The sequence below is a fragment of the Bacillus sp. REN10 genome, from assembly GCF_016820555.1.
Taxonomy (GTDB): domain Bacteria; phylum Bacillota; class Bacilli; order Bacillales; family Domibacillaceae; genus Bacillus_CE.
In genome coordinates this window covers 1-22,354 of the sequence record NZ_JADHDW010000018.1, presented here as the reverse complement: position 1 = coordinate 22,354, position 22,354 = coordinate 1, and the positions used below count along the sequence as shown (strand labels likewise).

The 22,354-nt window shown below is 42.6% G+C and carries 21 protein-coding genes, 1 other RNA gene and 1 pseudogene; 22 read left to right on the top strand and 1 reads right to left on the bottom strand.

The window, feature by feature from the left end; all coding sequences use genetic code 11:
- Nucleotides 1–40 precede the first annotated feature (40 nt).
- From IRB43_RS16385 to IRB43_RS16285, 21 genes and pseudogenes are all read left to right on the top strand, one after another.
- Nucleotides 41–1,780, top strand: coding sequence for a methyl-accepting chemotaxis protein (locus IRB43_RS16385; protein ID WP_343070904.1), 1,740 nt, complete (start codon nucleotides 41–43; stop codon nucleotides 1,778–1,780).
- A gap of 69 nt (nucleotides 1,781–1,849) precedes the next feature.
- Nucleotides 1,850–2,290 carry a cell wall hydrolase gene (locus tag IRB43_RS16380; RefSeq protein WP_203364549.1) on the top strand — a complete coding sequence of 147 codons (441 nt, stop codon included), beginning with the start codon at nucleotides 1,850–1,852 and terminating at the stop codon, nucleotides 2,288–2,290.
- Between the two features lie 189 nt (nucleotides 2,291–2,479).
- The gene (rpoN, locus tag IRB43_RS16375; RefSeq protein WP_203364548.1) at nucleotides 2,480–3,820 is read left to right on the top strand and encodes an RNA polymerase factor sigma-54; all 1,341 of its coding nucleotides are present in this window, start codon (nucleotides 2,480–2,482) and stop codon (nucleotides 3,818–3,820) included.
- Nucleotides 3,821–3,836: 16 nt separating this feature from the next.
- Nucleotides 3,837–4,070 (top strand): glutaredoxin family protein, encoded by a 234-nt coding sequence (locus tag IRB43_RS16370; protein WP_203364547.1) that lies wholly within the window; start codon nucleotides 3,837–3,839, stop codon nucleotides 4,068–4,070.
- Between the two features lie 151 nt (nucleotides 4,071–4,221).
- A complete protein-coding gene (locus IRB43_RS16365) occupies nucleotides 4,222–5,262 on the top strand; it encodes a sugar-binding transcriptional regulator (protein ID WP_203364546.1) in 1,041 nt (346 codons plus the stop codon).
- A 64-nt stretch (nucleotides 5,263–5,326) separates the two neighbouring features.
- Nucleotides 5,327–6,334: a type I glyceraldehyde-3-phosphate dehydrogenase gene (gene gap / locus IRB43_RS16360; RefSeq protein ID WP_203364545.1), complete on the top strand. Its 1,008-nt coding sequence runs from the start codon at nucleotides 5,327–5,329 to the stop codon at nucleotides 6,332–6,334.
- A 315-nt stretch (nucleotides 6,335–6,649) separates the two neighbouring features.
- Nucleotides 6,650–7,834, top strand: a complete 1,185-nt coding sequence (locus IRB43_RS16355) for a phosphoglycerate kinase (RefSeq protein ID WP_203364544.1) — start codon at nucleotides 6,650–6,652, stop codon at nucleotides 7,832–7,834.
- A gap of 30 nt (nucleotides 7,835–7,864) precedes the next feature.
- A complete protein-coding gene (gene tpiA / locus IRB43_RS16350; RefSeq protein ID WP_203364543.1) occupies nucleotides 7,865–8,626 on the top strand; it encodes a triose-phosphate isomerase in 762 nt (253 codons plus the stop codon).
- Nucleotides 8,619–10,151, top strand: coding sequence for a 2,3-bisphosphoglycerate-independent phosphoglycerate mutase (gene gpmI, locus IRB43_RS16345; protein WP_203364542.1), 1,533 nt, complete (start codon nucleotides 8,619–8,621; stop codon nucleotides 10,149–10,151). The genes tpiA and gpmI overlap by 8 nt, the downstream gene beginning before the upstream one ends.
- A 25-nt stretch (nucleotides 10,152–10,176) precedes the next feature.
- Nucleotides 10,177–11,472 (top strand): phosphopyruvate hydratase, encoded by a 1,296-nt coding sequence (gene eno / locus IRB43_RS16340; protein WP_203364541.1) that lies wholly within the window; start codon nucleotides 10,177–10,179, stop codon nucleotides 11,470–11,472.
- Nucleotides 11,473–11,632: 160 nt separating this feature from the next.
- Complete coding sequence (locus IRB43_RS16335; RefSeq protein ID WP_203364540.1) at nucleotides 11,633–11,827, top strand: hypothetical protein; 195 nt, start codon at nucleotides 11,633–11,635, stop codon at nucleotides 11,825–11,827.
- A gap of 233 nt (nucleotides 11,828–12,060) precedes the next feature.
- Entirely contained in the window at nucleotides 12,061–13,773 is a 1,713-nt protein-coding gene (locus IRB43_RS16330; RefSeq protein ID WP_203364539.1) for a methyl-accepting chemotaxis protein, read from the top strand.
- 98 nt (nucleotides 13,774–13,871) lie between these two features.
- Complete coding sequence (secG, locus tag IRB43_RS16325) at nucleotides 13,872–14,090, top strand: preprotein translocase subunit SecG (RefSeq protein ID WP_481748162.1); 219 nt, start codon at nucleotides 13,872–13,874, stop codon at nucleotides 14,088–14,090.
- Between the two features lie 77 nt (nucleotides 14,091–14,167).
- Entirely contained in the window at nucleotides 14,168–14,305 is a 138-nt protein-coding gene (locus tag IRB43_RS16320; protein WP_203364538.1) for a hypothetical protein, read from the top strand.
- A gap of 58 nt (nucleotides 14,306–14,363) precedes the next feature.
- The gene (locus IRB43_RS16315) at nucleotides 14,364–15,110 is read left to right on the top strand and encodes an alpha/beta hydrolase (protein ID WP_203364537.1); all 747 of its coding nucleotides are present in this window, start codon (nucleotides 14,364–14,366) and stop codon (nucleotides 15,108–15,110) included.
- A gap of 21 nt (nucleotides 15,111–15,131) precedes the next feature.
- Nucleotides 15,132–17,465, top strand: a complete 2,334-nt coding sequence (rnr, locus tag IRB43_RS16310; RefSeq protein WP_203364536.1) for a ribonuclease R — start codon at nucleotides 15,132–15,134, stop codon at nucleotides 17,463–17,465.
- Between the two features lie 62 nt (nucleotides 17,466–17,527).
- Nucleotides 17,528–17,998, top strand: coding sequence for an SsrA-binding protein SmpB (gene smpB / locus IRB43_RS16305; protein ID WP_203364535.1), 471 nt, complete (start codon nucleotides 17,528–17,530; stop codon nucleotides 17,996–17,998).
- A gap of 267 nt (nucleotides 17,999–18,265) precedes the next feature.
- Nucleotides 18,266–18,602, top strand: a transfer-messenger RNA (tmRNA) gene (gene ssrA / locus IRB43_RS16300).
- Nucleotides 18,603–19,014: 412 nt separating this feature from the next.
- A complete protein-coding gene (locus tag IRB43_RS16295) occupies nucleotides 19,015–19,248 on the top strand; it encodes a hypothetical protein (protein ID WP_203364534.1) in 234 nt (77 codons plus the stop codon).
- Nucleotides 19,206–19,397 (top strand): annotated as a pseudogene (locus tag IRB43_RS18325) (IS1595 family transposase); the annotation flags it as partial. The gene IRB43_RS16295 and the pseudogene IRB43_RS18325, both read left to right, overlap by 43 nt.
- 64 nt (nucleotides 19,398–19,461) lie before the next feature.
- On the top strand, nucleotides 19,462–19,962 hold the full coding sequence (locus IRB43_RS16285; RefSeq protein ID WP_203364533.1) for a hypothetical protein: 501 nt from the start codon (nucleotides 19,462–19,464) through the stop codon (nucleotides 19,960–19,962).
- Nucleotides 19,963–21,112: 1,150 nt separating this feature from the next.
- On the opposite strand, the gene IRB43_RS16280 is transcribed toward IRB43_RS16285, so the two are convergent.
- Nucleotides 21,113–21,733: an NAD(P)-dependent oxidoreductase gene (locus IRB43_RS16280; RefSeq protein WP_203364532.1), complete on the bottom strand. Its 621-nt coding sequence runs from the start codon at nucleotides 21,731–21,733 to the stop codon at nucleotides 21,113–21,115.
- A 183-nt stretch (nucleotides 21,734–21,916) separates the two neighbouring features.
- Here IRB43_RS16280 and IRB43_RS16275 point away from each other — a divergent pair.
- Nucleotides 21,917–22,354, top strand: a 438-nt coding sequence (locus IRB43_RS16275; RefSeq protein WP_481748161.1) for a nuclease/transposase family protein, incomplete at its 3' end; no start/stop codon positions are given.

The following is a 22,354-nucleotide window of genomic DNA, read 5'->3' as shown; positions in this document are numbered from 1 at the left end:
GTATGCCGATATATAAAATAGTAAGAAAGGAGATAGAAAGGTGAAGTTAGGAAAACAGTTATTGTTATATATAGTGGGAACGATGGTTGTGATCGGTGGGTTGTTTTTGACGATTATTTATGTATCGACTGGTTCAACGATCAATCAAGCAATTGGAAGCCAGACGATCCATGTCGCTGCTAATTTAGCGAATCAGTTGGATGCAGAAAAATATAAAGAGCTTGCGCAACAACCGCAGGAATCTGAATTATATAGAGAGCTTCGTAAAGAGCTGAATGATTTGCGTCTTAAAAATGGCGTGATGTATGCCTATACATATGAGGTTCCGGAGAAAAATCAGCCGGTCAAATTTTTAGTGGATGGTATGCCGCTAGATACTAAAGAGGGAGCGGGAGTTATCGGGGAAGAATCTTCGGCAACGAAGTATGAATTTGTGGAACAGGCGATTCGTCAAAATGGGTATCATACGGATCTCATTGAAGATGAGGAGTACGGACAATTTTTGACAGCGCTTATACCTTTAAAAGATGCGAATGGAGAGGTCGTGGCCATTGTCGGAGTGGATGTGGCAGCGACACAAATTCGAGGCATTCAACAAGATATCTTAATGACGGTTCTGTCAATTTCCATTGGTGTCATGGTGATCATTGCTTCTTTCGCATTATGGCTGATTTACCGTTTTATAAAGCGGACGTTACAGCCGTTGCAAACGATTCAACAAGCATCTAGCCAATTTGCTGATGGTAATGTGGCGGGAGCGGAGCAATCTCTTCGTTCATTACAATATAAGCAGGACAATGAGATCACCGATTTCTCCAAGTCCTTTGCTCAGTCCTTAATGAAAGTGAAAGAAGCCCTTTTCGTCATTGGGCAGACGTCGACTAATGTAGAGAAAGTCGTTGACGATCTTGGGCATACGATGCAGACCGTGCGGGAGTCGAATGACGCGATGACGGAGCGTATCGAATTAATGGCAGCCGATGGGGAGCAACAACGAACCAATAACAATGAAGTGGTTACGGCGATGGAGGAAATGGCGATCGGTATTCAACGGATGGCTGATTCCACAGCACATGTGGCTGAAACATCGACAGAAATGACGGAGCTCGTTCAAACGAGCGTTGATGATTCACGCTCCGTCGTTACACAAATTCAGCAAGTCGAATCCTCCGTATTAGTAACCGGGAAGCATGTACAGGAGATGGGTGAACAGTTCCGGTTGATTGAAGAAATGGTCCAAGTGATTACTGGCATTGCCGATCAAACGAATCTGTTGGCACTAAATGCCGCCATTGAAGCCGCGCGAGCAGGAGAAGCAGGGAAAGGTTTCGCTGTTGTGGCGGATGAAGTTCGCAAGCTCGCCGAAATGTCTCGTTCGTCAGCGGAGGAAATCCGAGCTCATCTTCAATCATTTGAAAATGTCACCGTACAGGCACTGGCTGAGATGGAAAGCAGTTCAAATCAAGTGAAACTGGGCACGCAAGCCGTGATCGCTATTGGACAAAACCTTGAAAAAGTACTGGAAGCGGTACTCGAAGTCAATGAAGAAATTCAAGACCAATCAGCTGTTCATGAACAAATGTCGGCTAGCTCCGAAGAAGTGCTAGCCTCCACAGAGCAAATGAATCAGCTGGTTAATGATAACGTGCAAAGAACGCAACAAGTGGCCAACTCGGCTGAACAACAAGTTGCGATGATGAATCATCTTGAACAAACGATCCAGCAACTTCAAGAATCCTATCAAAAAGTAACACAGGCGATTCAACAATTTAACAGCTAAGGAAGCCTGCTTGATCACTCGTGACATGAATGGAGGCATTTTTTCATACTATATTTTGGGGGTGGAAAAATGCCGAGAGTAAGTTACCGGAGTTCAGACGTTGACTTAATGGCAAGGATGATGAGAGCAGAAGCTGAAGGTGAAGGGTTGCAAGGGATGTTATATGTTGGAAATGTTATTGTGAATCGAGTGGTAGCCAATTGCTTAGACTTTAAAAATTTACGAACCATCCCACAAGTCATTTATCAAGTACAAGGAGGAAACTACTCTTTTGAAGCGGTTCAAAAAGGGAATGTCTTTTACCAAAGAGCGAGAAGTGTAGAAAGACGATTAGCTAAAAAGAATTTGGATTATTGGAGGCAACATCCTGGGAAATATGCTTTATGGTATTTTAATCCATATGCTCCGTGTCCTCCGACGTGGTATGGTCAACCTTTTTCTGGCCAATTTAAAAATCATTGTTATTACGAACCGAAAGCTGGAACGTGTAGTGGTGTTTATAGCGGTTAGGCTGGGGAATTCGCTCCCTTGAAGCCTGTCATCCTCATTATTGTGGGCGACAGGCTTTTTTTAGATGGGCGATTCGCTATCCGCGTAGGTTCATGTCGAAGAAAGACGATTTTATTGTAAAAAATTCTAAATTTTCATTCTCATTTTTGATTCCTGTTGTATAATAGAAAGTGAGGGGGGAGTGGGAAGATGAATATGCATTTAAAGCCGGGACTTTGGCAACAGCAGACGATGAAGCTTGCGATGACGCAGGAACTAACGCAGGCGATTGCTTTGCTGCAGTACTCTGCCCAGGAGCTAACAGAGTTTTTAGAAGCGAAAACGATGGAGAATCCTTTTATTCAATTAGAGGAATCAGAAATGAAAGCGCTTCAAACGAAAGAAAAAGTGCGTTCACAACAAAGGGGATCAAGTGAAAGCGAAGAGAAGAATTGGGTGGAGCATTTAGCGGACACGTCTCAGACCTTGCTTGATTATTTACGAATGCAATTGTCACTTATTCCGATGGGACCTACACAAAAACGAATTCTTGATTTTTTGTTATATAATATGGATGAAAACGGATATATGTCGATTACGATGAAAGAGGCCGCGCTTATGTGTCGCTGTCAGCCGTCTGAAGCAGAAGAAGTGCTGGAGATGATTCGTGAGCTTGAGCCTGCGGGAGTGGGAGCTTTTCGTTTGCAGGATTGTTTATTGCTGCAGTTAGAAAGAATGATAAAGGTTCCTCCGCTTGTGTTTACGATTGTGGAAGATCACTTTGTAGAATTTGCCGAGAAAAATTGGCGACCGCTGGCGAAAAAGCTCAACGTCGATGTGAAAGAAATACAAGCAGCGGCTGACTTTATTCAACAGCAGTTAAATCCGAAGCCAGGAGCCCGCTTTCAAACGGAACAGGCCAATTATGTGCGTCCGGATTTAACGGTTCAGTTGAAGAATGATTCAATTGAAGTGTATCTTCTTGAAGAGGATATGCCGAAGATTGTGTTTCAAAAGGATTATTTCAATGAATTGGCTGCTCATAAAGATCCGCAATTAAAGCAATTTATGAGAGAAAAACAGAAAGATTATTTATGGCTGTTGAAAAGCTTAGAACAGCGCAAGCGGACGATTCAACGAGTCGGTTTGAAAATTGTTGAAAAGCAGAAAGACTTTTTCTTCCGCGGACCAACGAGCTTGCAGCCACTGACCATGAAGGAAATCGCAGATGAGCTGGAGATTCATGAATCAACGGTGAGCCGTGCAGTACGGGGGAAATATATGCAAACGCCATACGGCACGTATGAGTTGAAATTCTTTTTCCCGTCTGGTTTAACAAGCGGCAACTCAGAAGAAACGGCATCCGCTCAGCAAGTCAAGGCGAAAATGCTAGAATGGGTCAAGGCGGAAGATAAGAGAAAGCCATTGTCGGATCAGGAAATCAGCAACCGACTGACAGAAGAAGGATGGCAAGTGTCGAGAAGAACGGTAGCGAAATACCGTGATCAGCTTTCGATCCCTTCTTCATCGAAACGAAAAAGATACGACTGAGAATTGAGGAACAGCTATGAAGGAAGTTATTTTTTATACGCGGCCGCAATGCCCTCTTTGCGTAGAAGCTCAACTGATTTTACAGCTGGTGCAAGAAGAGATTCCGCTTGTGGTCGAGGAACGCAATATTAATGATCAGGAGGAATGGACCGAAAAATATGGATTAATGATTCCTGTCATTGAACATAATGGGGAGATCATTCAATATGGAACCGTTGACTATCCAACATTAATCGGAAAATTACAATAACAACATATGAGATTGACAAAAACTTAACATGATCTTGGTTGATTTTTGCAATCTTCCCTGTTACTATAATCGTGAAGGCAGGGATTTTTTTTGAACTAAGTGGGACGTATTTGTTTCATTCGGGACAAAAAATGACCCGAAGGAGGTTTGTATGCGAACATTCATCGATATTCAAAAAAGATTATTACCTGACTTGCTGCAAGTTTTGCAAAAACGTTATGACATCTTGCAATCCATTCGCTTAGCCCAACCGGTCGGAAGAAGACTATTAGCTCAATCGTTAGGCTTCACGGAAAGAGTATTAAGAAGTGAAGTAGAGTTTTTAAAACAACAATCGTTAATTGATTTTCAGTCTAAGGGTATGGTTTTGACCGTGGAGGGTGAATCTGTACTTGAGGATTTGCAGGGGTTAATGAGTGAGATTAAGGGTATACACTCAATGGAGCAGCAGCTGAAAATGCGCTATGGGCTGGATGAGGTGACGATTGTGCAAGGGGATAGTGATCAGTCTCCTTGGGTCAAGAAGGAACTTGGCATCGCTTGCGTCAGCTGTATAAAAAAGCGGTTAACTGCGAAAAATATCATCGGGGTTACAGGTGGAACGACGATGCTAGAAGCCGCTCGAGCGATGAATGAACAATTCAGTGAAGGGAAAGAGATTATATTTGTCCCGGCACGAGGCGGCATTGGCGCAGACGTTCAAATGCAAGCAAACTCTATTGTGGCTCAAATGGCGCTCAATACAGGGAGCACGCACAAAGTGTTATATGCACCCGATCAAATGAGCTTGAAAGCGCAAGAATCACTCATGAAAGAGCCTGCCATTAAAGAGGTGCTTTCGATCATTAAATCTGCAAATATTGTCATTCATGGAATTGGTGAAGCGTCCATAATGGCCAAGCGAAGAAACACACCGGAAGAGGATATGCAAAAGATTAGCGAAGGGAAAGCGGTAGCCGAGGCATTTGGTTATTATTTTGACGGGGCGGGCCGCGTCGTACATAAAATATCCACTATCGGCCTTCAATTAGACGATCTAAAGCATGTTCATAATGTCGTAGCTGTAGCTGGAGGCGCCTCGAAAGGGAAAGCGATTCACTCTTATTTACAAGGTGTACCGAAAGCAACCGTTTTAATCACTGATGAAGCAGCAGCTAAATATTTGTTAAGTGGAGAACTAAGTAGTTCGTAGTTAATGGCACCCCCATTAATTATTGATCATATACATTTTGATGAATTAAGGGAGGAATTTGGTTATGACAGTGAAAGTTGGTATTAATGGGTTTGGGCGAATTGGACGAATTGTATTACGAGCAGCTTTACAACATCCGAATTTAGAAATTGTAGCGGTCAATGATTTAACTGATGCGAAGATGTTGGCTCATCTTTTAAAATATGATTCTGTTCACGGCACGTTAAATGAAGAAGTCACTGTTGATGGAGACTACATCGTTGTTGGCGGCCACAAGGTGAAGGTAATTGCAGAACGCGACCCAGCGAAGCTTCCTTGGGGAGAACTCGGAGTAGATGTGGTCGTCGAATCGACTGGACGTTTCACGAAGCGCGAAGATGCAGCGAAACACTTAGAAGCGGGTGCGAAAAAAGTAGTCATCTCCGCTCCAGCTAAAGGCGAAGATGTGACGATTGTGATGGGGGTTAACCATGAGCAATACGATGCCGAAAATCATCACGTCATTTCGAATGCATCTTGTACAACAAACTGCTTAGCGCCGTTTGCGAAAGTATTAAATGATGAGTTTGGCATTAAACGCGGAATGATGACAACGGTTCACTCTTATACAAATGACCAACAAATTTTAGACCTTCCGCATAAAGACTACCGCCGTGCTCGTGCAGCAGCAGAATCCATCATTCCAACAACAACAGGAGCTGCAAAAGCAGTCGCTCTTGTACTACCTGAGTTGAAAGGCAAACTGAACGGAATGGCGATGCGCGTGCCAACACCGAACGTTTCTGTTGTTGACTTAGTCGTGGAATTAGAGAAAGATGTAACGGTTGAGCAAGTGAACGCAGCCTTGAAAGCAGCAGCAGAAGGCGAGCTGAAAGGCATTCTTGCTTACACAGAAGAGCCGCTTGTATCTCGTGACTACAACGGAAGCGCCGTGTCTTCTACCATTGATGCGTTATCAACAATGGTCATTGAAGATAACATGTTGAAAGTGCTTGCTTGGTATGACAATGAGTCAGGTTATTCACACCGAGTGGTTGATTTAGTTGAATACATCGCTGAAAAAGGATTGTAATTTTTTTAAAAGTGTTACACTAATAAAAAAATGTGTTATATTTTTCAACATCGTAGTTGGAAAATAGTAAACCACCATCTATAATGTAATTGGGATGTAAGGGGAGCGGGGAACAATCCCCCTCCCCTTTGTCATTGATCGTGAGAAATGCGCTGTCTTGACTTTGAAAAACTCGGAGCCGGATGACGGAAAAGAACGGGGCGCCAAAGCCATGAGAACCGGTTTTTTTCGTTACTCCCTCCTTGTTTCAACAAGTGGGACGACCATTTTCAGATCGGTCAATTTTTTTCAACTAAACAAGGGAGGCCTGTTTGAATGAACAAGAAGACGATCAAGGATGTGGATGTGAAAGGGAAACGCGTGTTTTGCCGTGTGGACTTTAACGTGCCAATGAAAGACGGAAAAGTAACAGACGATACACGCATCCGGGCAGCATTGCCGACCATTCAATATTTGTCTGAACAGGGAGCGAAAGTCATCCTAGCGAGCCACCTTGGCCGCCCTAAAGGCGAAGTGAAAGAAGAGCTTCGCTTAACACCTGTTGCTGGCCGTTTGTCTGAGCTTTCCGGCAAAGAAGTGAAGAAAGTCGATGAAGCTTATGGCGAAGCGGTTCAAGCAGAAATCGAAAAGATGAACGATGGTGACCTTTTATTGCTTGAGAATGTTCGCTTTTACCCAGGTGAAGAGAAAAATGATCCGGAGTTAGCGAAAGCATTGGCAAGCCTTGCGGATGTTTATGTCAACGATGCATTCGGAGCGGCTCACCGCGCGCATGCGTCAACGGAGGGAATTGCTCATCACTTGCCGGCCGTAGCTGGTTTCTTAATGGAAAAAGAACTTGACGTGCTTGGAAAAGCCCTTTCTGATCCAGAGCGACCATTTACAGCGATTATCGGCGGAGCGAAAGTAAAAGATAAAATCGATGTCATCGATCATTTGCTTGATAAAGTAGATAACTTGATCATCGGCGGCGGTCTTGCTTACACATTTGTGAAAGCAAAAGGCTATGAAATCGGTAAGTCTTTATTAGAAGAAGACAAAATTGATTTAGCCAAGCAATTTATGAAAAAAGCAGAAGAAAAAGGCGTGTCCTTTTTAATGCCGATCGATGCGATTGTGGCAGATCAATTTTCGGAAGAGGCCGAAGCAAGAGAAGTAGCGATTGAGGACATTCCTGCTGATGCGATGGGCCTTGATATCGGACCGAAAACAAGTGCTCTTTATAAAGAAACGATTCAAAAATCCAAGCTTGTCATTTGGAATGGACCGATGGGTGTGTTTGAAATGGACAAGTTTGCTGGCGGAACGAAAGCCGTAGCCGAAGCGCTGGCTGAAGCGGAAGGTACATATTCTGTCATCGGCGGCGGTGATTCAGCAGCTGCTGTAGAGAAGTTCCAGTTAGCAGATCGCATGAGCCATATTTCTACAGGCGGCGGCGCTTCCTTAGAGTTCATGGAAGGCAAACAGCTACCTGGAGTAGTGGCGCTTAACGACAAGTAAGAGATCAAGCATTGGAAAGGGTGAAGAAACTTGCGGAAACCAATTATCGCAGGAAACTGGAAAATGCATAAGACATTAGCGGAAGCGACAAGCTTTGCAGAAGAAGTGAAAAGCTTAGTCCCTGACCCGAGTGTAGTGGACAGCGTCATTTGTTCGCCTGCGTTGTTTTTACAGCAGCTTGTACAGACAGTCAAAGGAACCGATGTCAAAATTGGTGCGCAAACGATGCACTTTGAAGAAAGCGGCGCATTTACAGGAGAAATCAGTCCGAAAGCGCTTCAAGACATTGAAGTGGATTATGTCATCATCGGACACTCTGAACGTCGTGAAATGTTTAATGAAACAGATGAAACAGTGAATAAAAAAGTTCATGCGGCTTTCCGATACGGTCTTACACCAATCGTTTGCTGTGGGGAAACGCTAGAGCAGCGCGAAAATGGCGAAACGAATGCTTTTGTTGGCGGACAAGTGAAAAAAGCGCTAGAAGGTTTAACGGAAGAAGAAGCGAGCCGTACAGTGATTGCCTATGAACCAATTTGGGCGATTGGCACAGGTAAATCTTCAACAGCAGAAGATGCTAATGAAGTATGTGCCTACATTCGTCAAACAGTAGCCGAAAGCTTTTCTAAACAAGTGGCTGATAATGTTCGCATTCAATATGGCGGCAGTGTCAAGCCAAGCAATATTGGCGAATACATGTCTCAGCCGGACATTGATGGAGCGCTTGTCGGCGGAGCTAGCTTAGATTCCGCATCTTTCTTGCAATTGTTGGAGGCTGTGAACAATGAGTAAAGCACCTGTTGCGCTCATTATTTTAGATGGATTCGGCTGCCGTGGTGAAACATCAGGAAACGCGGTCGCTCAAGCGAAGAAACCGAACTTTGACCGCTATTGGCAGCAATATCCTCATACGACGTTAACAGCGAGCGGAGAAGCAGTGGGACTGCCGGATGGCCAAATGGGAAATTCGGAAGTCGGCCACTTAAATATAGGCGCTGGTCGTATTGTGTATCAAAGCTTAACGAGAATTAATATTGCGATTCGTGAAGGCGAATTTTTCAAAAATGAAAAGTTTCTTCAAGCAATTGAGCATGCGAAAAAGCATGACTCGGCGCTTCACTTATTTGGACTTTTATCCGATGGTGGCGTTCATAGTCATAACAACCACCTGTTTGCCCTATTGAAATTAGCGGCGCAGGAAGGATTAAAAAAAGTATATGTCCATGGTTTTTTGGATGGGCGGGATGTCGGTCCAAAAACAGCGGTTGGCTATATTGAAGACACATTACAGAAGATGAAAGAATACGGCGTCGGCCAGTTTGCGACGATTTCGGGTCGCTATTATGCAATGGATCGCGATAAACGCTGGGAACGTGTGGAACTGGTGTACCAAGCGCTAGTTCGTCATGAAGCACCACTGTTTAAAGATCCAATCGAATTAGTTCACGATTCTTACGCCAACGGCATTACGGATGAATTTGTTGTGCCGGGTGTATTAACAGATGAATCAGGCAAACCGGTAGCGAAAGTAGAAGAGAATGATGCCATTATCTTCTTTAACTTCCGTCCAGACCGAGCCATTCAATTATCGAATGTGTTTACGAACAAACAATTTGAAGGCTTTGACCGCGGACAAGTGCCGCAAAACCTCTGTTTTGTCTGCATGACTCCATACAGCGAAACGGTTGATGGCGTCATTGCTTTTGAAAATGTTGATTTAACGAATACAGTCGGTGAAGTGCTATCTGCGCATGGATTGCGTCAGCTTCGCATTGCCGAAACCGAAAAATATCCGCATGTGACTTTCTTCATGAGCGGAGGCCGCGAGAAAGAGTTTCCGGGAGAAAAGCGGATTTTAATTGATTCACCAAAAGTAGCTACTTATGATTTAAAACCAGAAATGAGCGCTTATGAAGTAACGGACGCGTTGCTTGATGAGCTTCGAAATGACAGACAAGATGCGATTATTTTAAACTTTGCCAACCCCGATATGGTGGGGCATTCCGGCATGCTGCAACCGACGATTAAGGCGGTAGAAGCAGTCGATGAATGCTTAGGCAAAGTCGTTGATTTAATCATTGCTAAAGGCGGCACAGCGATCATTACCGCTGACCATGGGAATGCGGATGAAGTGGTGACGCTTGAAGGCAACCCGATGACGGCTCACACGACGAATCCAGTTCCAGTCATCGTGACGAAGCAAGGAATTGATTTGCGTGAAGGCGGCATTTTAGGTGATCTGTCACCAACGATGTTAGATTTATTGAACATTGAACAGCCGTCAGAAATGACCGGAACATCATTAATTAAAAAATAATTTTATTGTTAAAGGAGAGAATGTTATGCCGATTATCACTGATATTTATGCGCGCGAAGTGTTAGATTCACGTGGAAATCCAACAGTTGAAGTAGAAGTATATACACAATCTGGCGCATTTGGACGCGCGCTTGTGCCATCTGGCGCTTCTACAGGCGAATACGAAGCAGTTGAACTTCGTGATGGCGATAAAGCCCGTTACCTTGGAAAAGGTGTATTAAAAGCAGTTGAAAACGTAAATGATGTCATCGCTCCAGAATTAGTTGGAAGCTTTGAAGTTCTTGATCAAATTGGTATTGACCGTGCCATGATCGAGCTTGATGGCACAGATAACAAAGGAAAATTAGGAGCCAACGCCATTCTTGGTGTATCAATGGCCGTTGCTCATGCAGCCGCAGATCACCTAGGTGTTCATTTATACGAATACCTTGGCGGCGTTAATTCTAAACAGCTTCCTGTTCCAATGATGAACATCGTGAACGGCGGAGAGCATGCTGACAACAACGTCGACATTCAAGAATTTATGATCATGCCAGTAGGTGCGGAAAACTTCAAAGAAGCTCTTCGTATGGGCGCAGAAATTTTCCATAGCTTAAAAGCGGTATTAAAAGCAAAAGGCTTGAATACAGCTGTTGGAGATGAAGGCGGCTTCGCTCCAAACTTAAAATCGAACGAAGAAGCACTGCAAACGATCATCGAAGCGATCGAAAAAGCGGGCTACAAGCCTGGCGAGCAAGTGAAACTAGCTATGGATGCCGCTTCTTCTGAGTTCTATAACAAAGAAGATGGCAAATATCATTTAAGCGGAGAAGGCGTTGTGAAAACATCAGCTGAAATGGTTGACTGGTATGAAGAGCTTGTTTCTAAATACCCAATCATCTCTATTGAAGATGGCTTAGATGAAAACGACTGGGAAGGCCACAAAATGCTAACGGAGCGCATTGGCCATAAAGTTCAGCTAGTTGGGGACGATCTATTCGTTACAAACACAACAAAACTAGCGCAAGGAATCGAGCAAGGCGTGGGTAACGCGATTCTAATTAAAGTGAACCAAATCGGTACACTAACAGAAACATTTGACGCGATCGAAATGGCGAAACGCGCTGGCTACACAGCTGTCATCTCTCACCGCTCTGGTGAAACAGAAGACGCGACAATCGCAGACATCGCTGTCGCAACAAACGCAGGCCAAATCAAAACAGGTGCACCGTCTCGTACAGACCGTGTAGCGAAATACAACCAATTGCTTCGCATCGAAGACAACCTTGGTGATTTAGCGGAGTACCTTGGCGATAAAACGTTTTATAATTTGAAAAAGTAAGTAATGAAAAATGAGAAAGCCTCCTGTTCATGGGGCTTTCTTTTTTTGGGGGAAATGTGAATAGTTTAGACTTGTTTCCCAGGAGACAACGATTCAAGGATATGAAACTTTCACTATTTCTGAGGGAAACAAAGCGGTCGTTTTATCTTTAGGAGGACAAATGGCTGGCAATAATATTGAGGTTTTAGATGTCACAGAAGATGGGGACACGACGGAAATTAAAGTTAGAACGTTTTATAATGAATCGAGTGAGAAGAACCCGACAATTGTGATTGGACTTGATCGAGTACAATCTGAAATTGTGATTATGGATACGAATGGGACGATTTATGAGCAAGTAGAGAAAGCAGAGTGAAGCAAAGAACTAAAAGGGTTCGCATGTTAAAAAACAGTTAACAAAGCTTATCATTTAAACATCTGGCTGTCCAGAAAATCATTTGTATGACTTTTGGACAGTCTTTATTTGTTGTTTGCTCCGTGTACACAACTTATGTTTGAATATTTAGAAAAATGTGTTAATATTTTATGTACATAGTTGGAGAAATGGGGTGTGTACAGGTGTTTCGATCTATTAAGGTGAATTTTATTATGATTACACTCGTTCTTTTGGCGGTGCCGGCTTTGGTCGTAGGATTGATTTCTTATGAGCAGTCGAAAGAGGAGTTAAATGAACTGGGAAAGAAAAATTTAAAAAATGATGTGCAGTTTGTGTTGGCAACAATTGAGGTGTTGAACAAGCAAGTGGAGAAGGGGAGTCTACCACTTGAGGAAGCGCAGGAGCAAGTGAAGGAGATGATTCTTGGACCGAAGCAGAAGGACGGAACTAGACCAATTGCTGATCGTTTCGACTTAGGTGAAAGCGGTTACATGTATATCATGGATCATAAGGGAATCCTTTTAGCTCATCCTCAAATAGAGGGTGAGGATTTGATGAAGATCGTGACACCTGATGGGGTGAATGTAGGAGAAGCCCTAGTTAAGATCTCATCGAGTGCCAGTAAACAGGGGTTCCTTGAATATACTTGGACGTTGCCGGAATCGGATGAAACTGCTCCTAAAATTATTTATGTGGCCAATGATCCGCATTGGGGCTGGAATATTACTGCTGGCACATATATGCAAGATTTTAACAAGGGAGCCAATCAAATATTAATGTATTTAATCATTACATTGATGGCTGCTTTTCTTATCGGTACCGTTATTATTTATGTTTATACGAAAAGAATGATCGGTCCGATTTTATCTATCGAGCATGAAGTTCGACATATTGCTAAAGGTGATTTAAGTAAGCCGTCGTTGGCGATTCAACGCAAAGATGAAATCGGGCGATTAGGGAAAAACATTGATATGATGAAGACAAAATTGAAGAAAATGCTTCAAGAGGTAGCCCAACATGCGGAAAAAGTGAATGATTCATCTGTGGAACTAAGTGCGGTATCAGAAGATGCGGGGAAAGCCTCTGAACAAATTTCTGACTCCATGAACGGAATTGCAGCCGCCTCAGAAGCGCAAAAAGCTTTTGGAGTTAGTACGACTAGTACGGCAAAAGAAATGAATGAGTCGATGGCGGATATTCACAGTCAATCACAACAAGCGGTCGATGCGGTGAAAGCGGCGACTAAAGCGGCAGATGATGGCGTTAAAGTGCTTACTGCTTCCGTTGAACAAATGAATGAAATGACCGATTCATTTGATAGCTTGGCCGCCGATATTTCAGGATTGGTTGAACAAACAGACCACATTGATGGCATCGTCAAGGTGATTTCCGATATTGCAAAACAAACAAATTTATTAGCGCTGAATGCCTCGATCGAAGCGGCTAGAGCTGGGGAGCATGGAAAGGGCTTCGCAATCGTTGCGGAGGAAGTAAGAAAGTTAGCAGAACAATCAGCTTCTTCTACAGAACAAATTACGACGGTGACGCAAATGATTCATCAACAAGTGAAGAAAGTAGAAACAACGATGACGGAATCGACAAAAGATGTCCGTTCTAGTGTACAAACGATTCATCAAGCCAACACCAACTTTGAAACGATCCAAACAGCCATTTATCATGTCCAACAAGTCATTACGCATATTTCATCCAACATTGATGATATCAATCAAGATGTGGGTAACATCGTTTCTTCTATAGAATCGTTAGAGGAAGGAGCACAGCAAGCTGCTGCTAACACGGAACAAATTGCGGCGGCCACCGAGGAGCAACTCGCTTCGATGGAAGAGATTCATGCATCCTCCGCTCTATTAGCCGGACTGGCAGATGAACTTCATCAAACCGTTCAGCGATTTAAAACAAGCTAATATAATTCCTGTTTTTCAAATTCCCGTTCGTATGGTAAAATGAAGATATTCGTATGTTCGTTTGATGGAGGTTAAAAAACATGTTGCATACAATCTTAATGGTTGCCCTTGTTATTGTGTCGATTGGACTAATCGCTGTTGTTCTTCTTCAATCTGGCAAAAGTGCCGGTTTATCTGGAGCGATTTCAGGCGGAGCGGAACAGCTTTTTGGAAAGCAAAAGGCACGCGGCATCGATTTAGTTTTACACCGCGTAACGGTTGTTTTAGCGATTCTATTCTTTGGATTAACCATTGCTGTATCATATTTAGGACTGTAATAAAAAAGCATCCGTTGGGGGTGCTTTTTTTATTATGGTGATCGGCCAATAGATGCCCCTTTTTTAGAGGTTAGAGGGTGGATCAGCCGAAAGTGTGGGCCAATCGTTCACGATTCAGCGATAATCGTTCAGTAATTGTCATGAATCGTTCACGAATCGTCACCAATCGTTCATATATGGTGTTCACACTAGCTACTGGAGGAAATTTTTCGTAAAATAATGTTGAGAGTTGAAGGAACGGTCCATACTAAAGAAAAGGGGTTTATTTGCAACATGAAATTAACATTACCAAAACCATTTACATTTGAAGCCGGAAAGCGAGCGGTGCTTTTGCTCCATGGGTTTACGGGGAATTCTTCAGATGTCCGCATGCTCGGTCGGTTTTTAGAGAAACAAGGGTACACCTCTCATGCACCGCATTATAAAGGGCATGGTGTGCCGCCAGAAGAGCTAGTGGTGACAGGGCCTGATGATTGGTGGCAGGATGTCGTAAATGGTTATCAGCATTTGAAAGATCTAGGATATAACGAAATCGCGGTAGCCGGCCTTTCTCTCGGCGGCGTATTCTCCTTAAAGTTGGCTGAAACGACACCGGTTAAAGGCGTGATCACGATGTGCGCTCCGATGTATTTAAAAAGTGAAGAAACGATGTACAATGGCGTTTTGGACTATGCCCGCGAATTCAAAAAGTTTGAAGGGAAATCGGAAGACGTCATTGAAAAGGAAATGGAAGAGTTTAAGAAAACGCCGATGAATACGTTAAAGGCTTTGCAGCAATTAATGGCTGATGTTCGTGCCAACATTGATATGATTTACGCGCCGACATTTGTTGTTCAAGCAAGACATGACGACATGATTAATCCAAACAGCGCCAATATTATTTATGAAGAAATCGAATCAACGATGAAAGAAATCAAGTGGTATGAAGAGTCTGGTCATGTGATCACACTCGATAAGGAGAAACAGCAGCTTCACGAAGATATTTATCAATTTTTAGAACGGCTAGACTGGACAGTTTAGAGAGAACAGGAGGGAACACACATGGAACAAGAAACGAAACAGTACGTCGAGCAGTTGCTGACGTATATGAAAGAAGAAAGCTACAAGCCGCTCACGGTGAAAGAGCTAGAAGAAGCGCTTGGGATTGAAGATTCTTCCGACTTTAAAGAGTTTGTGAAAGCACTTGTGTATATGGAGGAAAAAGGGCTCGTCGTTCGCACAAGAGCGAATCGCTACGGCTTGCCGGAAAAAATGAATTTAATCCGTGGGAAAATTTCTGGTCATGCGAAAGGCTTTGCTTTTTTACTAGCAGAGGAGCCGGGCATGGATGATATTTTCATCCCGCCGCATGAAACGAATGGAGCATTAAATGGAGACATTGCCCTCGTTCGGGTGACGTCTGAAACGAGCGGATCTCGCCGCGAAGGAACGGTCGTGCGTATTTTAGAGCGCGGCAAAAGCGAAATTGTCGGCACATACACCGACAGTAAGCATTTCGGCTTTGTGATTCCGGATGATAAAAAATTCGCTAGCGATATTTTTATCCCGAAAGAAGTCACAAAAGGAGCGATCGAAGGGCATAAAGTCGTCGTCAAAATTACGTCGTACCCAGAAGGCCGCAAAAATGCCGAGGGTGAAATCATCGAAATTCTTGGACATAAAAACGATCCAGGCGTCGATATTATGTCGATTATTTATAAGCATGGCTTGCCGCAGGAATTTCCTGAAGAAGTAATGGAACAAGCGAATGCCGTACCGGATGAAATTGATCCAAAAGATACGGAAAATCGTCGGGATTTACGCGGCGAAACGATTGTAACGATTGATGGAGCGGATGCGAAAGACCTCGATGATGCCGTTACGGTGACGAAGCTCGACAATGGAAACTATAAATTAGGTGTGCATATCGCCGATGTCAGCCATTATGTGACGGAGGGTTCGCCTATTGATCAAGAAGCGTATGAACGCGGAACGAGCGTTTATTTAGTCGACCGCGTCATCCCGATGATTCCGCATCGCTTATCCAACGGGATTTGCTCGCTCAACCCGAAAGTGGACCGCCTCACATTATCATGTGAAATGGAAATCAATGAAGCGGGAGAAGTCGTGAGCCACGAAATTTTCCAAAGTGTCATTAAAACGACGGAGCGGATGACGTATAGTGATGTGAACAGTATTCTTGTCGAAAAAGACGAAGAGCTACGTCAAACATACGAGCCGCTCGTACCATTATTTGAAGACATGGAAGCACTCGCTGCCATCTTGCGTGAAAAGCGGAAAAAACGTGGAGCGATTGATTTCGATTTTAAAGAAGCAAAAGTATTAGTCGATGAAGAGGGCAAGCCGACTGACGTCGTATTGCGCGAGCGTTCGGTGGCCGAGCGTTTAATCGAAGAATTTATGCTAGTCGCCAATGAAACCGTGGCCGAGCATTTCCATTGGATGGATGTACCGTTTATTTATCGTATTCACGAAGATCCAAAAGAAGACAAGCTACAGCGCTTCTTTGAATTTATTACAAACTTCGGCTTAATCGTGAAAGGAACAGCCAACGCCGTTCATCCGCGTGCGCTCCAAGAAATCATCGAAGCGATTGAAGGAAAGCCAGAAGAAGTCGTGATTTCCACGGTGATGCTGCGCTCGATGCAACAAGCGAAATACAATCCTGAGAGTCTTGGTCACTTCGGATTATCGACCGAGTTTTACACGCATTTTACGTCGCCGATTCGTCGTTATCCAGATTTAATCGTACATCGCTTAATTCGCACGTATTTAATTAATGGAGAAATTGATCCGGCGACCCAAGCGAAATGGGATGCTAAGCTTCCGGCGATCGCGGAGCATACATCGAGTATGGAGCGCCGTGCGGTCGATGCCGAGCGCGATACAGATGAAATGAAAAAAGCGGAATTTATGCTTGATAAAATTGGTGAAGAATTCGACGGTATTATCAGTTCTGTCACGAATTTTGGAATGTTTGTCGAACTGCCGAATACGATCGAAGGGCTTGTCCACGTTTCTTATATGACCGATGATTATTATCGCTATGATGAGCGTCATTATGCGATGATCGGTGAACGGACTGGAAACGTCTTCCGCATTGGCGATGAAATCACGGTTCGTGTAACGAACGTCAACAAAGAAGAGCAATCGATCGACTTTGAAATCGTCGGCATGAAAAATGTGAAAAAACGTTCGTTTAAAGAACAACCAAAAGTGGTAAAATTAAAGTCCAATGACCAGAAGAAACGCGATCCTAAGAAAGAATCCGCGGGAGAATGGTCCAATCAGCCGCCTCGTAAAAAGAAAAAAAGAGGCAAATATTCTGAAGGCGTACCAACGAAAATGAAGAAACAGCGTAAAAATAAACGATAAAGATCTGTTGTGCCGGCAGCTGCGGTTGCCGGCCGACAATGAAAAATGGAAGGTGAAGCAAGATGCCAAAGGGAGAGGGAAAGGTCGTCGCTCAAAATAAAAAAGCGAACCACGACTATTTTATCGAAGAAACATATGAAGCAGGGATTGTCCTACAAGGAACCGAAATCAAATCCATCCGCAATGGCCGGGTAAACTTAAAGGACGCGTTTGCTCGCATTCAAAACGGCGAAGTGTTCATTCACAATATGCACATTAGCCCGTACGAGCAGGGAAATCGCTACAATCACGAACCGCTTCGCACAAGAAAACTGCTTTTGCACCGCAAGCAAATTGATAAACTCATTGGCGAGACGAAGGAAGCCGGTTATTCCATCGTTCCGCTGAAAATGTATTTAAAAGACGGCTATGCCAAAGTACTAATTGGTCTTGGAAAAGGGAAAAAGAAATTCGACAAGCGTGAAGACTTGAAGAAGAAAGAAGCAAAGCGCGACATCGAAAGAGCCTTCCGCGACCGCCAAAAAGGAATGTAATACCAGCGTCGATCGGAGAAAAGAACATGTTTCTTTTCCAACTAGGTTAATCTCTAGTTCCAGGCGTCATCGGCTCGAGGTCAAAAGCCAATCCATCTAGAAGGTTAAAGAACAACCTTCCAGCCGGCTCGTCTTTTGCTTGTCGCCGATAAACGGACGCCTTGCACTTTTCGATGTGAGTATGCTATAATTAGTCCTGTCACAACATGACAACTTAGCTCTGGCTGATAGCCTGGAGCATCCGCAACCCTTTTAACATGGGGACGTTACGGATTCGACAGGGGTAGTTCGAGCTTAGGTTGCGAGTCGAGGGGATCGGCCTCGTTAAAACGTCAAAGCCTATAACTGGCAAACAACAAAACAATTTCGCTTTAGCTGCTTAATAAGCGCTTAGCGGTTCGCCCCTCCATCACCCGTGTGGTAGGGTAGCGGACTCAACTTTAGCGGGTTACGCCGGATTCCACCGTCTGAGGAAGAAGGAAGAGAACAACCAGACTAGCGGCTTTAACGCCTGTCGATAGGCAGAGAAGTTGGCGAAACGCGAATATATCGACTACACTCGTAGACGCTTAAGTGCCGTTATCTTTGGACGTGGGTTCGATTAGTAAATAGTCGCCTTGCGTGGTAACGCGTAAGTGAAAATTCGGCTTGATCGGTGAAACCTAAGTCGCCATGATGCGATAAGGCAATGCCGAGCGGTGTGTGGAGCAATCCAACAGCCGTGTATCGACTTATAGGCTGCCACTTAGCGGGTAGTACTAGGATACGGAAAACTACTTGAGAATCAAGTAAATCTATTTTTCGTATAATACGCCGAAGAACCTGAATCACTCAGGTTCAAGATATAGTCAGTGCCATGACGAAAGCATGGAATAGCACGTCCCACCGTCTCCACCAAATACATATTTGGTGGTTTTTTATTTTTTAGCTATGTTAAAGGTAAATGTTGATATTTGCACTTTAGGAACGAATGTTCTAAAGTAGTAATATAAAATGATGGGTTTGGAGGGATAGCAATGAAGTTAGCTGAAATTGTAAAAGAAGTTCAGAAGTTAGATGAAATGACTCAACAGCGTTTGTTGACTTTCCTCCAAACATCATTAGCACATTCAATTCATGGTAAAGAACCACTTTTAAAGGAAATTGCCGAGGGTAAAAACAAGAAGGGTTTTGTATGCCCTCATTGTCAGAATAAGAATGTGGTTCGATTTGGTACATACAAAACGTCAATAGCTTCCATAGTCGTTTAAAACGCTGGTTGCAAAGAGTTAACGGGGTAGCTTCGAAATATTTGGAGCATTATTTGGCATGGTTTCGTTTTCTTGAAATAGAGGTATTTGAAGGCTCTGTGAAGAATTTAAAGGATATGATGATTACATCTTGTGTACCAAGTAAATGAGACAAACGAAACACTAAGATTATCCCAATTTACCGCATAATCTTTTTGGTGGAGGTTTATATTTATGTTTACAGTTGATAATTATATTGGTTCTATTAAAACCAACCTTGAGAAACAATCTGATTTGTTAGTAGGAAATCTCAAAAATATCTTTGCATACAACTATTCGTCTGATATAGATTTATTGGATTTCTCCGCATTCATTGAGCCTACGAGGTTCGAATTATCAATAAGAATGTTCTCAATGGATAAAGAAGCCAATGAAGTTTTTTATGAAGGAAACGACACAACCGTTTTTTCTGGAAGTGAAGAGGTACTTCCAGAAATCGAATATCATCAGTTAAATGACAGCCAGTTGGATGATTTTTTTGACTTTTATGAGCAGAATGAAGAAACGTTAGTTCCACAAGAACAAAAGGCGTTTACTGATTGGTTTAGTCAATGTTGGGAAAAAGCAGGTGGGAATGCATTGACTTTACCATCGTATTTTGTTTTTCATGATGATTACAAATCATATGATTTAAAGAATAATCAATGGATTGATGATGAAGAAAAATGGTCATAAACAATGCAGAATGCCTATATATCAAGGCATTCTTTTTTTATCCCCCAAATATCAACATTAAAAATTAACATAGCTTATTTTTTTATAGACGAAAAAACTTCTTCTTCAAACGATAACTTCTTTCTTAATGACTCTGGAGAATACTTTCCGTTTCGGGGAGTCACATTTTCATAGTTTTCCACAATCCATTTCGCGCGTTTTCTTTTTTTATAAGGTAGGAGCATTTTTCACTTTTTTCTTATAATATAGTAAATGCTGATCATCAGTATAATTAGGTTATTAGCAAGCAATAAAATAGCTAAAAAAGAAGAAGTTAATGCTCCACCTTGACTATGGATGAATGCTGCATAATTAAGTCCTACCATGTGATATATAATCGGCGCTCCGAGAATTATCAAACTAAAAGGTAACAAACCTTTTCTCTTTTTTCTATTCCATGAGTAATAATACCAGCTTCCGATAAATAAAAATATAGCCACTATATAGAATAGCATTCTCTCTCTCCTTAAAATACAGATTTTAATTATTAAAGTACCTTACCTTTTGTCTACTGCAATTATTTCAGATTTCTAAATATTACGCAATAAACAATTTACTTTTATTGCCTAATGATGAATAATGCCCATGGAATAGCACGTCCCACCGTCTCCACCAAATACATATTTGGTGGTTTTTTATTTTTTATAGACGGGGTAGCATCAGGAAAATGCGTATTTACAACGCTAAGGAAATTTTCACCCATAAAAAAAGCCGATTTCAAGGAATCGACTGTTAAACTAAAGCACCCTATTTTTGAATATGTATTTACTTTTTAAACTCTCTAAACTCATCAATATAGAAAGCTACATAACCACATTTAGGACTTACAGATGCTTTAGGCTTTGCAGAAACACTATTGAAGATTCCTTTACCCTTTTGACTAATCTTAATTCCGTACATCCCGCCTTCTACATTTACTTTACAATCTTCTATCATTTCAGTTTGGCATTGATTACAAACTCTTTTAATATTAAGCCCCCAATTGTTGAAGATTTTGATATTGATTACAGCCTTAGCTTGTAAAACAAACGTACCCTTTAGTTTAAGTACAATTTTTCACAAACAATAAATTTTACCTTGTGACAGCAAGTAATAATGTAAGAGAATATTATTAGTAGGCGATTCCTACACGTGATTTTATATAATTGTTACTTTCAATCTGCTTATATGTGAATTCTGCTGTATCCGATACATTTATCTTAACTCCATCCACTGGCAAAAAATCACTTTCTACACGGTATTCACCTAATCTTTCTCCATCAGGTAAATACGTTGGACATACAATGGTCCATTCAAGTGTTGATTGTTTAAGCAGATCATACACCTTATGATGTTCTTTCGCTGCACGGGTTGACTTCTGCTTTGATTCACTTGATTGATAACGTAGAGAATTTGGCGTGGTTCTACTTTGCAGAATACCCGCAGTTCCTATTGTTATTATTCGTTTCATACCTTCGTTTTCCATTGCTTCGATAATAAATGGCATACTTTCTGATAGAGTGGTTGTGCCATCAGTATTCAGTGCACTAATAACTACATCAATCCCATGCATTGCACGTACTATATCATCTTTATTTAATACATTTCCTTGAATAATGGTTAAATTTTCATTATTTATTTGAAACTTCTCTGGAGTGCGAACTAATACAGTAACATGATGTCTGTCATGAAGGGCATAAGTCACTATTTGACTTCCAACTCGTCCAGTTGCACCTAAAATTAAAATATTCAAAAGTAAAATCCTCCTTTTTACGAATACAAATACTACACTACACTATAAATGCTATTATTTCGTCTTTTTTAACATAATCCGAGAGAAGTCCTCTTCCTCAAGGAGCGTGAAGNAGCGTCACAGTCCACGTTTCAACAGTTATTTCACCTACGTCGGATTTGCGGAACGATTTGGAATGACTGCGTGCAGCTCGCTCGGTATTATTATCGAATTCACGGCACATGGATCAACAAAAGCAACCTTCAATCGGAACTCAAAGGTTTGTATCCGCTTCACAGTCAGACGATCCAAGCGGTGTGCCACAAGTTTTTGCGTGCCCGAGAAAGCGTCCGCCAAGCGAGGAAAACGAACAAGTCCATCCGGTATCCATACAAAGAAAAATTCGTGTTTCCTCCCAAATGGGTCGACAAATCCTTCGTGTTAAAAGGACGAAAACTGATCCTGAGCTTAGGAAGATGGCAAGGAAAACAACAGGCACCGATCGTGTTGAAGCTTTCGTCAGTCCCCGATGGCTTAGTCAAAGAAGTAGAACTCGTCTATGACGGTCGATGGCATGCCTGTTTGTCGTATGAAGACGGCATCGAGCCCGTGCCGATTCAAGATGGTCAGACAGCCGCGATT